Below are 12916 nucleotides of genomic sequence, written 5' to 3'. Positions count from 1 at the left end.
CTCATGGAATGGAAGAAGAACAACAACTTCGGGTTTCTGACCTTCGTGAGTTTCGGGTTCTTCTGGATGACCTTTGCCGGCGTCCTCATGCTGCCGGTTCTCGGCCTTGCCAAGGCACCGGGGCCAGCTGATCTCGCCGCGTTCCTTGCCGTCTGGGGGATCGTTGCATTCGGGCTCCTGATCTGCACCCTGAACATGCACCGGAGCCTCCAGGTGACCGTCCTTGCGGTGTTCCTGACGATCGCTCTTCTGGTTGCAGCAGAGCTGACGGAAAGCGGCCTTGTCAAACTGGCCGGTGGCGTGATGGGGATTATCGCCGGCGGTCTTGCGATCTATATCGGGTTAGGCCAGGTAATAAACGAAGTCCACAACCGGAGGATCATTCCGGTCTGATCTTTTTTTGGTAATACAACGAAAACGTCTGCGGCACCAGCGTCATCCGGGCACATTGCAATAGCCCTGTCAGACGAGTCAATCCCACCTGAATACTCTCCGGGATGATTAAGGGCGTTTCCCCGACGGGTCCATGCTGGAGTGTAATGAGGGTTAAGAACGATTGCTTTGTCATGCGATACAACTGCATCGGATGACTGATCACTATTGAGCTAATGCTCTTATACGACTGCACCAGGATTCTGCGTAATCCTGGTTGAGGGCAATAGCTTTGTCGTAGAAGGCAATCGCCTCTTCGTGATTACCGGGTCCATGGAGCGCGATTCCGCGGCCATGCCATACTACTTTATACAACAGAGAGGCGGTAGTAGCAGCCTTTTCGCAAAAAAAATGAACATCCGTTTCCTCCCTTAAAAGGAAAAAATGGTTGCGTCATGCAGAACCCGTGTCTTTTTTTATCTGTTTTTTTCTTTTTTTAACGCCATCATGAACCTTTTTCAGCCATTCGCCACATACCTTTCGGCACCATGATCTCGAACCGGGCGCCCTTCCCCTCCTCGCCGGTCTCCCGGATAGTGATACCCGTGATGTCGAGGATCTCACGGGCAAGGAAAAGCCCCAACCCGGTATTCTTCCCGAATCCCCGGTCGAAGATCTTCTCTTTTTCCACTGCAGAAATTCCGATACCATCATCTTCGCACACTACGATATGATCGCCATCACTTTCTTCTGCAGAGAACCGGATGGTTGTAATTTTCCCGCCGTATCGTAACGCATTGTCTATCAGGTTGAAAAAAACCTTAACTATCAGCGGGTCGGCAAACACTTCAAAACCGGCAGGAAGGTCGTTTTTCATCGTGACCGATCCGAGCTGAGCATCCTTTGCTGCGGTTTCAACAAGTGTGTGGCAGTCCTGCCAGAACGGGGCATGGACGCCGAGGTTCTCGTATTCTTTGGTAAACCTGATCGTGTCAGAGATGCGCTCTGCAGCGGTTTTGGCCTTCTGGAAATATTCATTGGTTAAGGAATCCGGCTGCTTCATTTCCAGAATTTGGAGAAATCCAACAAGCATAGTCAATTGATTTGTTATGTCGTGTCGTGTGATGACCGAGAGGAGGTTAAGTTTCTTGTTCATTTGCCGGATTGCCACCTCGGCCCGCTTGCGTTCCGTGATATCAATGATAATCCCCCGAAGGCCGGTGATCCTGCCATTCACGACAATCGGTGATGAGTGGATAGTGACGGGAAATGTACTGCCGTCTTTCCGGAGAGCCATGTATTCGCCCTTATGTTCCTGCCCGCCCTTTCCTTCAATCATGGTGCGGAAATCCGCCGAGACCCGTTCAAGATCGTCCTGAGCAAACATTTGCCGGACATTGAGCCCGTGCTTAAAGTCTTCTTCTGTGTACCCGAATCGGTCGAATGCGATGCGGTTCGCGTATATCAGGTTGCCATCTGCATCCGCTTCATAGATGATCTGCGGCAGGAGGTCGGTAAGCTCGTGGAATCTTTTTTCGCTTTCCTGCAGTGCCTGTTCTGCCCGTTTGCGTGAGGAAATGTCGATGATCAGGTTGATGGATGCAGGAGCTCCTTCAAAGTCAACCAGGTTCCCGCTCATGAGAACCGAGATACGGCTGCCATCCCCCCGGATGAGATCCAGTTCGTAGGGCTCAAAAGTTTTCCCGGCCATCCGGTTCCTGACGGCAATAGTGACCATCTCCCGGAATTCAGGAGGGACAAGGAGCATGATGGACTGGCCTAACAGCGCGTCCCGGGAATACCCGAGCACTTTTTCACATGCCGGGTTCAGGTAAAGTATCTTTGTATTCCGGTGCACGAGGATACTGTCGTAAAGACCCTCAAGGAGCAAGCGGTACTTCTTCTCGCTCTCCCGCAGCGCCAGTTCCCGGTGGGTCAATTCATCTACGTTGGCACGGAGTTCCTCTTCTGCGGCAGAAATTTGTTCATAGGAGGCAGTAAGTTCCTCATTTTTCTTTTTGAGTTCCTCTTCTGCCCTCCGTTGTTTAATGACACTCCATAAACTACTCATCAGGACGGTGAGTTCACGTATATCCTGTTCATCATACTCCGCAGTTTTGTTCCCTACACCTGCAATCATCACGATTCGGGCACCATCAAAAACAGGGATATTCATGTGCCTGATAATGGGAACATGCCCTTTGGGATATCCTTTTTTTAAAGGATTTTCAGCGGCATAGTCATTTGTGATCACGGGACGGCGCTGGCGGACTGCTTCTCCCCATAATCCGGTTGTGTTGAGAGGGTATTCAATGGGTTTTTTGTGAATCTGGCATTCCTTCGTCGCCTGTGAAGACCAGGCGTACATTGTAAGAACAGATTCATCATCAGACACAAATGCGAGATATCCAATCGAGCTGGCGGTTATTTTCACAGCCTCTTCCACGGCAAAGATCATCAAATCTTTTAAAGGAGCAGAGGTCATCTGGTAAAAAGCGACAAGCGTATTAAGCCGGTACTCGTTTTGTTTCAGTGCGTCTTCTGCCAGTTTCCTCACGGTAATGTCCCGGATCGACTCGATCGCACCGACGACCTCGCCTTGCCGGTTGTAAAGCGGGCTTGCTTTGCACATGAGCGTTATTGACTTTCCCTCATCGCGGAGGAGAGTTGTATCAGCTATCAGGAAGTTCTTGTCGTGATGGATATGTACGTATTTGTGGGTGGCGATGACCTCATCAGATTCATTGATTAGATCGATCAGGATCAGTTGCCGTTGCCCGTAAAACGGAATTGAGTATTCATAATTCCCTTTTCCGAGCATCGCCGCGGCCGAAACATTCGTCATTTCTTCAATGGCACGATTCCAGGCAATAACAACGCCATTGACGTCGACGGCAAAGGTTGCGTCAGGCAGGAAGTTGATGATATCCGCTTCCCGGCGCTCAAGATCACGGACACTGGTTTCCGCCTTTCTGTGCTCGACAGCCTGGCGGATCTTGTGCGCGAGCTCGGTGAACTGTGACCTGGGTTCACCACCTTTCTGGAGGTAAAAGTCAGCGCCTTCATTCAATGCCTGGATGACGATCTCTTCACGGCCTCGTCCGGTGAAAAGGATAAACGGGATGGTATTCCCCGAAGATCTTACCCTCTTTAAAAATTCGATGCCATCCATGCCCGGCATCTGGTAATCGGCGACAATGGCATCAAATGACTTATAATTCAGTAGAGTTAGTGCATCAGGAGCGGAAGTAATGGTGTCAACGTTGAACCGGCTACTCTGCTCAAGAAAAAGTTTACCTATCTCAAGCAGTCCTGGTTCATCGTCAACATAAAGAACACTATACAAGTTACAACATCCTTGATTGACAACATAGGGTATTTTCCTTTCTGTGCTTATTATACGTTTTTAATCTTTAAATTCTGTAAAATCAAACGTTATCAGCAGATTTCCCAAATATTTTGATGGGCTTCCTGGTTCTGCAAAGGTGCCGGTGGTTATTGATCTTTGACGCTAGTGCATGGGAATTCAAACTACCGTCGGTGCTGATGCGTTGGCGGTTGATAATTGAATTTAATCGAGATGGAATAACGGTCATCAACTGCAGATGCAACAGCACTGTTTTCAGAGAGGTGTGAGCCTTCGTGAAAGGTAACTTGCAATGTGAGGAAGGATTTCGTATGAAATCTTTCGTCCTTCCCGATGAGTGACCAATATATCATCGTCCTCAAGTCTTTTCATATGCCAGGTTATAGATGGCCCGGTCACCCCGATTTCATGTGCAATATCTGCTCTCGTAGATGACGGTGAAGTTATCAAGATCTTAAGGATCTTTTTCGTGGTTTCGTTGCGGAGGTGTTTGAGAATATGCTGCTCAGCTGGCGTATAGGATCCGTTATTTTCATAAAAACTGACTGATGCCACTCCTTCATTGAGCGTTATCTTATGGGTATCTTTGAGGATATTGAGATGATACCGGAGCGTACCCATACTGATATCCATTTCTTCTGCTAGGCCTCTCAAATGAATGCCCGGATTCTTTCGGATATATTCGTAGATTTTTGCACGAACGCCCTGATCGAGCACGTTTTCTTCTGAAACCCGCCGGAATCCAAGAAATACCCAGAGTTTTATTGAGAGAAATAATTCCGGGGGTAGGAGGGCAACCTGGGCCAGAATTACCCATAAGGGAAGATCAAAGAAGCTGACCGGTGCGGGAGTCCGAGGAATTGCATCTGGGGGAGGTGGGTTCTGGAATCCTGACCGGACTGTATATTCCTGAGCAGAAACCCCGGCGGTACCTACCATAATCAGGAGAAGCGCAATACCCAAGATAAAAGAAGGTCGTTCCATATACCCATCAGGCTGAATACGTGTTAAGCGTGTAATCAACGATTTCGCCGTCATCGTTCTGCACTTTGATGAACCAGTTCCCGGCAGTGAGGTTTGCCATGCCAGCTACGTCAAGGAAAATCCTGCCATCTTTTCTTCCATCTGAAGAATCGTTAAACAGGCCAAGCGTGGCGTCCGGAGCATAAATCGTAAGTTCCAGATTTTTATCCGGATCCGTCCAGTTGATGTCGATCCATTCGTGTTGTTTACCCGCAGGAACTGAATCCTCGTAATACCTTACCGATGATGGACCGATGTCAAATTGTTCATTGTTTGTCAGCAGCGACTGGCCCGGCGTAGTTACAGAAATACCCCTTGCGAAATAGATCGCATTGGCCGATGGAGAAACGATTGTTGGAACCGCATTGGTGCCTATGACAATAACTTTCGCTGCTGCGGTCGCCGCTGTAGTGGTGACCGGACGAATTTCGCTGACGTTACCGAGGAAATAGTAATGTACTCCAGGGTTTTCTGAAATAGTCGTCACTGCCCCTACGGTTATTCCGGTCCCGGGCGGTCCAGCATATGTGACTACCTTTCCGCTTTTGATTACTATGACATTACCGGGAAGTGAAGGCAGTTCAGTAGCGAGGCTGGCACTGCTTCCGGAAGTCCAGACAAAAAGACCGGAATGTGCTGATATATCCATTGGATCAGGTGCCTCAAGTGCGGTAAACCTAGCAACCGGCTGGGATGTATTCCCCTGAGCCTGGAAAACGATCGCAGTCGATCCGGTCTGGGCAAATACTGTATTGGTGTTCAGGCCGGTACGTAATGCCAAACCGGTGACAAATCCGGAATTTCCAGGACTAAAATTCGGATCGGCTGAAGTGACCGTCGTATTAACGGTTCCGGCAGGTGCTGCGGGAAAAAGAATACCGGATACCTGGGCTGCGGATACGAGGGGGATACAGAACGCCAGAAGAAGGCATACCAGTCCTGCTGCTATCCGATAACGCATGATACACTATTCGGTAGACGCGATAAATAAGATATCTGACACAAGTCTCTACTCATCAGGAGTAATTTTTGTGCGGCAGGAGACTGGTTTTACGCGAAAAAAGAAATGAAATTCCGCAGCGGGAATTAAATAGTATATATTTTATCCGGCACAAACGTTTTCTTATTGTCGGTGAGGTTAAGAAATGTGCCAGAGTTCCTTTTGAATAAGCCAGCGATATCAGTGAAATGCGGAAACATAATTCCGCATATGAAGTCCCAACGGGACGGTTATTTACAAAAGGAGGAGAACATGAAAAAAGAAATGAGATATGCCAGGCTTTTTACCGGTCTTTGCATTATCCTTGCAGTCATGGGACTGAGTATAGGTACTGCCGGGGCAGCGACAGTGACTCAGGCCTTGGTCAACGGTACATGCTTTGATCCGGCGAACAGCTATGTAATCGCCACTCAAGGATCACTTAGTTTCAGCAATGGGGCCGCAATCACGAAAGTCGTAGGCATTGCACCCACTACCGGCCAAGGGCCGTTTATCTCGGTTTCAGATAACGCCACCATGCTGACTCAGGCAGCTGAAAAACTCGGTGTCACTGAGCAGGCACTCGCAAACGCACTTAATGTGACGACAAATACGCCGGTGAGCCTAAAATCTGCAGCCGGACAACTCGGCGTTACCCAGCAGCAGTTGATGGATGCACTGGGATTACCTAGCCGGGTAACCGTTACCTCAGGAAATACCGGGATCTTTGCTGATATTTCAAATGTCACCGTCCTGACACATGCAGCCGAAAAACTGGGCGTTTCCGAACAGACCCTGGCAGATGCCCTCAACATCAACACTCCGACAGGTAAAACCACGGACCTGAATTCGGCCGCCAAACAGCTTGGCATCACCCAGCAGCAATTAGCAGATGCACTTGGGTTTACTGCAGCGCCTGCATACGTCAAGGAAGTCACACCGTGTGGAACTGCGGGATCCAATGGCGTCGCACTCGTTGTCATGCGTTCTTCCGGACAATAGATGCCGGTGAGGGGGCATAAGAGAGGGCAAACGATCACCCCCAGTGAATCCACCTTTTTTTACCATGGAAATTGCATGACAAGAAAAACACACTATCGTTCCGTTGCGTTGTCGGGATTTAAAGAAAATCATACCATCGTGAGAATTGGATAGTTTGTATTTAAGCGTCCCGTAAATGCAACAACACCCGATATTTATCTGTATACAGTAAGCATCCCACCTCGCAAAAGAAGATGCTGCTATGGGGATTTGAACCCCAGTCGCGGGCGTGAAAGGCCCGCATGATTGGCCGGTCTACACTATAGCAGCGCGTTGCTCTAACTAGTTTTACTCTGCCTGATAAATAGGTTATGGAAACGGACAGCCGGAGGGCCCGCCCGCTGTTTCCCGCCGCCGCTGGTAAAAAAAAAGATTATCTCTTCCGGGCGCCGGCCTTCTTTGCTTTGCCCGGTGCAGCCTTCTTTACCGCAGCCTTTGCCTTTACCGTCGTTGTTGCCTTTGGCTTTGCCGCCGCTTTTGTGCCGGCCTTACCATGGATGGGGTAGCCTTCCTTGTCAGTTACGATCTTGAATTCGGCCATCAGCTGCCGGGTGATGGGGCCGGGCCTGCCGGTGCCGATGACCCTGCCATCGACCCAGGTGATCGGCGCCACTTCGGCTGCGGTGCCGGTGCAGATCAGTTCGTCCGCGGTGTAGAGATCGAAATAGCCGAGGTTCTGCTCCCTGAATGTGATCCCGAGCGATTCGGCAATCTCCTTGACCACCATCCGGGTGATCCCCCGGAGGTTGTTGAGCGTGTGCGGGGTGAGGATCTCGCCGTTCTTGATGATGTAGAGGTTGTCGCCCGAGCCTTCAGCCACGTACCCGTTCGTGTCAAAGAAGATCGCCTCGTCGCCGCCCTTGTAGTTCGCCTCGATTTTTGCGAGGATATTGTTGAGGTAGTTGAGGCTTTTGACGTTGGGCGGCAGCGACTCTGCGGCATTCCTCCGCACCGAGACCGTGATGGCCTTGAGCCCTTTCTCGTACAGGTCGCCGTACATCGCGCCCCAGGTCACGGCTATCACGATAACCGACGCCTTTTTGCACTTGCGGGGGTCGAGGCCGAGGTCCCCGATGCCCCGGGTGATGATCGGCCGGATGTAGGCATCTTTTAAGTTGTTCCGGCGCATCGTCTCGCAGATCGCCTCGGCCATCTCCTCCTTTGAGATCGGCGGCCTGATATCGATTGTCTTTGCCGAGTCGAAGAGCCGGTCGAGGTGCTCCTTGAGCCGGAAGATCCTGCCGTTGTAGGCGCGGATCCCTTCAAAAACACCATCACCGTATAACAGGCCGTGATCGAACACGGAGACCTTTGCCTGGTCTTCGGGCAGGTATTTCCCGTCAAGGTAAATGATCATAACATGTGATGGGGCGTTGGTGGTTTTGTAGTTTTTTCTTTGATGCGCTGCGGTTGAAAAAGAGGATACTGGAGAAAATCTGCGTTTTCGACACGTGGCCATGCACATGATGACGGAAAGGAATTGTAACTCTCCCCCCTATGGCCTCCTCATACGCGATGTAATGATGAATGTAGTACCGTTTTGGGAGGTATCGAACGATGGGGAATGCCGGGAAGCGGAGAGGAGCAGAAGCAGATTATACCGGAATCCGCGGGGTCTTCAAAGGAATTTCCTGGTGGGTGCCCTCGAAAACTCATTCAGATACGGTATGGAGTTCGTCGCTTCTCCACATATGCGATGAACGCCGCCGCCCCCGAAGGGACGCCCCCCGCGGCGGATCCATGACGGAAAGAAAAAACTCCCTTGCCCCGCCGTGCCCCGGAGGGGCCCTGAGGCGGGGGGGACATCGCATGTTTTTACACGGGTCTTGCTCGCCGGTGATGCCGGATCCGGTTATTAGCCAGGTTCGTCTTTCAGACACATGCCCAAAGACCGCGAAAAAACCCGACCCTCTTCTGCTCCGAAAATATGAAACGAAAGGAAACAATGGAAACCGGCCTGCCAACGATAAGGCCGGACCGTCAGCGCCGGCCCCGGCAACCATCGACAAAGTTCCGGAACATGTCCCGGCTTCCCACCGGGTGCAGGTGCGTGTAACTCCCGAGCGTGTTATCGATCACCGCACCGTCCAGCATTTCCCTGATCCCGATCCCCCGCGAGAGTTTGTAGGCAAATTTTGTCGAAGGTTCGAGCACCACCTCCGAATAATGGAACTCGTGGCCCCGGAACCGTGCGGCACCCATCGGGCACCCGGCCGCGCTCGTCCCCTCCACGTAGCTGACCACGCGCCGGGCCGGCATCCGGGTCTCGCCCGGGAATACCCCGCACATCGCGCCGGAGAGTTCCTTATCCCGGCCCTGCCAGCCTTCTTTGAGCACCATCCGGTCGGTGAGGTACATGAGCCCGCCGCACTCCGCATAGATGGGCGTGCCGTTCTTTGATACGTCACGGATCGCATTCCGCATCCGGTCGTTTGCCTCCAGTTCCGGGACGAAGAGCTCCGGGTATCCCCCGCCGATGATGTAGCCGTCCGCGTCCGGCAGCCGGTCGTGGACAGGGCTGAACTGCACGACGCCCGCCCCAAGCGAGGCGAGGACGTCGAAGAGATCGGCATAGTAGAAGTTGAATGCCTCGTCGTACGCGACCCCGATGCGCACATCGGATGCCGGTGCCGGGTCAAGCTGCGAGGACTTCCGGGATGGCGGGATCTCCTGTGCAAGCGCAAGGAGCCGGTCGAGATCAACGTATTTCCCGATCATGTCGGTGATCGTACGGATCCGTTCGTCAAAATCGCCCCGGCCCGCACCCTCCCGGTACGGGACAAGACCGAGGTGGCGCATGGTCAGCTGCATCTCCTCCATCCGGGGGATCGCGCCGATCACCGGCACGCCGCAGTAATGCTCGATAGCCCGGGTCGCCTTTTCCTTATGCGAACCGCCCCTGACCTGGTTGAGGATGACGCCTGCGATCCTGACCCCGGGGTCGAATGCCTGGAATCCTTTCACGATGGCGGCGGCGCTCCGGGTGATACTCTGCGCAGAGACCACGAGCACGACCGGCAGGTCGAGGACTTTTGCGATGGCGGCCGTGCTGCCGGTATCGTCCAGTGCCTCGGCCCCCTCGTACAGCCCGCGAACCCCTTCGACAAGCGCGACATCGGCACCCCGGCACCCGAACGAGAAGATGTCGCGGATCTGCCCGTCGCCAAGGGCAAAGTTATCGAGGTTCCGGCAGGGCCGGCCCGAGACCGCGGCAAGATACGAGGGATCGATGTAGTCCATCCCGACCTTGAAGGTCTGGACAACACCCTGTTTTTTCAGGAGGGCGGCAAGGGCGAGCGTGATGCTCGTCTTCCCGCTGCCGGACCGGTCGCCGGTGATGAGCAGCGCTTTCATCGGGCGAGGCTCCTCGTCACCGCGCCAAACTCGCTCTCCACGATCTCCCGGACGCCCAGCGTCTTCGGGTGGAGGTCGATCTCGACGAGCACGTGCTGGTGCCCGATCGCGTGGAGCGGCGCGACCTGGCGGGGGCCGTTCGTGACCGAGAAACACTCGATCCCGTTCGTGTACTCCGGTGGGATCGCGTGCGGGACGCCGGCGATGAGCGCAAACGACGGCGCGATCTCACGGATGCGGGCCCCGAGCGCATCGCCGTTTGCCCCGTACTCGTCCAGCGCACCGACGAGTTCCGGCGGCACGCCGCGCTTTGCCATCTCGTCCCGGATCCTTTGGGCATCCGCCCGCACCTTGGGCAGGCCCCGGTTGTCGAGGTTTGCGATATACGTAATATCCGCATCCGGGCAGGCGTCATGAAGTGCGATGAGCTCGTCGGCAAACATGTATGCCGTCTCTTTTTTCGCATTCAGGATCGCAACTCCCTTTGCCCCGCTTCTCGCGCACGCGATGAGGCGCTGTGCGGCGACGTGTTTTAAATCGCCCCGGGACGGTTCGATGTACTCCTGCGATGCGGCGCCCCGGATTTTTTCAACCTCGTTTGCCTTTTCCATGAGCCGGTGCTGGCGGGAGAGTTCGTCCCCGGTAATCCAGCCGGCCTCTTTTGCCGCGTCGAGGGTCGCAAGCACGCCGGAGATGTTCTCGGGAAAGCCGGCATGGATATCCACGGCAATCGTCGGGGTGGTAATGCCGGCGCTGTCGATGGCCGACACGAGATCCTCGCCGATGATCATCGAGACGCAGGTGCCGATCACGGCCATGCGCTTTGGTGCGAAATGCGTTTCGGCGTACCGCATCACTGCCTCAAGCGGCTTCTGGCCGCCGAAGATAAATTCGTTGTCCGCAAGGGCCGTGGTGAGCACCCGCATCCCGTCCTCTTCAAGAAGCCGGGCGTGCTTGAACGAGCAGCCCGAGGGACCATGAAGGATCGCAACATTCACCTCGAGATCGCGTGCAGTATACAATGCGGCCACAATCGAACTCGGGCGGGGATGCATGAATCGTGCTGCTGGCATACTTTTTATCTCCATGTCTTGACCGCAAGCACGATGGCGCCGGTCTTTGTTCTTTCAAGAGCGCATCGCTCTGCTTCTTCAAGAGTCGGGCAGACTGCGTCGATCTTCCACGGGGCAGGAGACCCGGTTTCCCTGCCATGTTCCGGGGGGTCGCCCACCCAGATAACCGAGCGGGGCCGGATCGTCCCGATTGCAGATACGATCTGCTCGTACGGAAACCCTTCGCAGACTGCGCCATCGCCTGTGACCGTCCCGATTACAAGAGTAATCCCGGGTGAACCTGCACACGCACGTGCATACCGGGCAGCCTCGATGGTTGTTTTTGCCGTCGTGCCGCTGTTTGCATTATCGATGACAAGAATGTTTCCCTGCTTTCTTGCCGACATCCTTCCCGCCACCCCTTCAAAGGAACAGAGCGGGGCGGGATCGTACCCGAGCATCGCGGCAGCCGTCCCGGCAAGGGCAAGCGGGATGCGGTACCCGGTCCGGGCAAGCAGGGGGCTTGTAAACCCTGCGGTCTGTCCGTCCAGCGTAATAGTGCATGTCGTACCGGAGACACGTGCGGCATCGTCCAGCCGCACGGCATCAGTATGCGCCACCACCGGGATACCGGGAGCAAGCAGGAGACGCCGGCATTTTTGTGCGGATGCGACCTTTTCTGCAATCGCACTTTTTTTCCCGGCGGCGCACCGGTAATCGGATGGCGACGTGATGATGGCAAGGTCGCCGGCGCCGGTCACCCCGAGAGACTCTTCAGCGACAAGCCAGCCATTGAGGGACGCTGCCTTTTCCGCGGCCTCAAGCACAGAGGCCGGGGTGATGCTTTTTTTAAAGAGCAGCCGCCGGCCTGGCATCGCATAGGTCCCGGTCGAGGTGTGCAGGACCCCGGGGCCGGGCAGCAGGTGCGCGAGTGCATGGGCCGTGGTCGTCTTTCCCTGTGCCCCGGTGATCTCGATCATCGGCCGGGGCACATGGCCGGACAGCAGCTGCCGCACCGCTTCGTGATGGGATATCACCGGTTCCGAAGCGCTGCGTCCGGCAAGCAGCGGGTGAGCCGGGTCAAGGTGCACCGGAGCCACAACGAGATCATATGTCTCAAGTGCAGCCCGTTCTGCCGCTTCCGGCGTCGTGCCCCGGTACACGTCCACCATCTCTACGGTATTGCCGGCCCGGGCAAACGCTCTCCCGATCCCGCAGCCGCCATGGATCGTATCGAGTACCAGGATCCGCATATACCGTTTCAGATAAGCGTGAGCGCCTTATGGGCGTTTTTAACCATCAGCTCTGCAAGCAGCGGGTCGATCCCGATGGGATCTGCGTACACGAGCGGAATGGATTTTCCGTTGAGTGCAAACGTACCTTTCTTCGTGCCCTCGGGAAGACCGATTTCGGAGGGAATGTCTTTTTCGATATGGACGCCTTTTGCAAGAAAAAGAGGGACGACCACAAGCGTGTCGATATTTTCTTTTCTGAACTCGGCGAGTGCATCCCTGATGGAGGGTTTATTGATGTTCATAAAACCGCATTTGACCACAAACTCGGAGGTCTGCGCCGTAATCAGTTTTCCGGTCGATTCAATGAGCTCCTTGTTGTAGGGCATCGTGCTGCCATGGCCTACAAGTAACATTCCCTTAGTAACCATATAACAAACAGTATTACGGTAATTGTTAAAAATTATTACCAAACAATCTTCCTGCAGGTGCTTTC

Annotated in this window: 10 protein-coding genes and 1 tRNA gene; 2 read left to right on the top strand and 9 right to left on the bottom strand. The window is 54.0% G+C overall.

Going from position 1 to position 12916, the window contains the following annotated elements; translation table 11 throughout:
• The coding region (locus tag ACLQMU_RS11025) for an acetate uptake transporter (protein ID WP_443673704.1) at positions 1–393 on the top strand (393 nt) is incomplete at its 5' end.
• Between the two features lie 484 nt (positions 394–877).
• Here ACLQMU_RS11025 and ACLQMU_RS11020 read toward each other — a convergent pair.
• The 3 genes from ACLQMU_RS11020 to ACLQMU_RS11010 form a co-directional block, all read right to left on the bottom strand.
• The gene (locus ACLQMU_RS11020) at positions 878–3718 is read right to left on the bottom strand and encodes a PAS domain S-box protein (RefSeq protein ID WP_424039746.1); all 2841 of its coding nucleotides are present in this window, start codon (positions 3716–3718) and stop codon (positions 878–880) included.
• 276 nt (positions 3719–3994) lie between these two features.
• Positions 3995–4678 (bottom strand): winged helix-turn-helix transcriptional regulator, encoded by a 684-nt coding sequence (locus ACLQMU_RS11015; RefSeq protein WP_424039748.1) that lies wholly within the window; start codon positions 4676–4678, stop codon positions 3995–3997.
• A 52-nt stretch (positions 4679–4730) separates the two neighbouring features.
• The gene (locus ACLQMU_RS11010; protein WP_422148924.1) at positions 4731–5723 is read right to left on the bottom strand and encodes a hypothetical protein; all 993 of its coding nucleotides are present in this window, start codon (positions 5721–5723) and stop codon (positions 4731–4733) included.
• A 249-nt stretch (positions 5724–5972) separates the two neighbouring features.
• On the opposite strand from ACLQMU_RS11010, the gene ACLQMU_RS11005 reads away from it, so the two are divergent.
• A complete protein-coding gene (locus tag ACLQMU_RS11005; RefSeq protein WP_422148925.1) occupies positions 5973–6743 on the top strand; it encodes a hypothetical protein in 771 nt (256 codons plus the stop codon).
• Positions 6744–6977: 234 nt separating this feature from the next.
• On the opposite strand, the gene ACLQMU_RS11000 is transcribed toward ACLQMU_RS11005, so the two are convergent.
• The 6 genes from ACLQMU_RS11000 to cfbA form a co-directional block, all read right to left on the bottom strand.
• Positions 6978–7052 (bottom strand) — tRNA-Glu (locus tag ACLQMU_RS11000).
• A 103-nt stretch (positions 7053–7155) separates the two neighbouring features.
• On the bottom strand, positions 7156–8139 hold the full coding sequence (gene ilvE / locus ACLQMU_RS10995) for a branched-chain-amino-acid transaminase (protein WP_424040056.1): 984 nt from the start codon (positions 8137–8139) through the stop codon (positions 7156–7158).
• A 623-nt stretch (positions 8140–8762) separates the two neighbouring features.
• Positions 8763–10136 (bottom strand): Ni-sirohydrochlorin a,c-diamide synthase, encoded by a 1374-nt coding sequence (gene cfbB / locus ACLQMU_RS10990; protein WP_422149751.1) that lies wholly within the window; start codon positions 10134–10136, stop codon positions 8763–8765.
• A complete protein-coding gene (cfbD, locus tag ACLQMU_RS10985; RefSeq protein WP_424040054.1) occupies positions 10133–11209 on the bottom strand; it encodes a Ni-sirohydrochlorin a,c-diamide reductive cyclase catalytic subunit in 1077 nt (358 codons plus the stop codon). The genes cfbB and cfbD overlap by 4 nt, the downstream gene beginning before the upstream one ends.
• 5 nt (positions 11210–11214) lie before the next feature.
• Entirely contained in the window at positions 11215–12441 is a 1227-nt protein-coding gene (cfbE, locus tag ACLQMU_RS10980; RefSeq protein WP_424040053.1) for a coenzyme F430 synthase, read from the bottom strand.
• Positions 12442–12449: 8 nt separating this feature from the next.
• Positions 12450–12851 carry a sirohydrochlorin nickelochelatase gene (cfbA, locus tag ACLQMU_RS10975; RefSeq protein ID WP_422150157.1) on the bottom strand — a complete coding sequence of 134 codons (402 nt, stop codon included), beginning with the start codon at positions 12849–12851 and terminating at the stop codon, positions 12450–12452.
• Positions 12852–12916 lie beyond the last annotated feature (65 nt).

This window comes from Methanoregula sp. (genome assembly GCF_052325125.1).
GTDB lineage: Archaea > Halobacteriota > Methanomicrobia > Methanomicrobiales > Methanospirillaceae > Methanoregula.
Note: the sequence above shows the minus strand (reverse complement) of the source record. Positions and strands in the feature narration are given on the sequence as shown.

Coding starts and splice junctions, on each gene's coding strand:
- cfbD (WP_424040054.1), bottom strand. CDS start 11,209: ATGCCAGCAGCACGATTCATGCATCCCCGCCCGAGTTCGATTGTGGCC.
- cfbA (WP_422150157.1), bottom strand. CDS start 12,851: ATGGTTACTAAGGGAATGTTACTTGTAGGCCATGGCAGCACGATGCCC.
- cfbE (WP_424040053.1), bottom strand. CDS start 12,441: ATGCGGATCCTGGTACTCGATACGATCCATGGCGGCTGCGGGATCGGG.
- ACLQMU_RS11005 (WP_422148925.1), top strand. CDS start 5,973: ATGAAGTCCCAACGGGACGGTTATTTACAAAAGGAGGAGAACATGAAA.
- ilvE (WP_424040056.1), bottom strand. CDS start 8,139: ATGATCATTTACCTTGACGGGAAATACCTGCCCGAAGACCAGGCAAAG.
- cfbB (WP_422149751.1), bottom strand. CDS start 10,136: ATGAAAGCGCTGCTCATCACCGGCGACCGGTCCGGCAGCGGGAAGACG.
- ACLQMU_RS11010 (WP_422148924.1), bottom strand. CDS start 5,723: ATGCGTTATCGGATAGCAGCAGGACTGGTATGCCTTCTTCTGGCGTTC.
- ACLQMU_RS11015 (WP_424039748.1), bottom strand. CDS start 4,678: ATGGTAGGTACCGCCGGGGTTTCTGCTCAGGAATATACAGTCCGGTCA.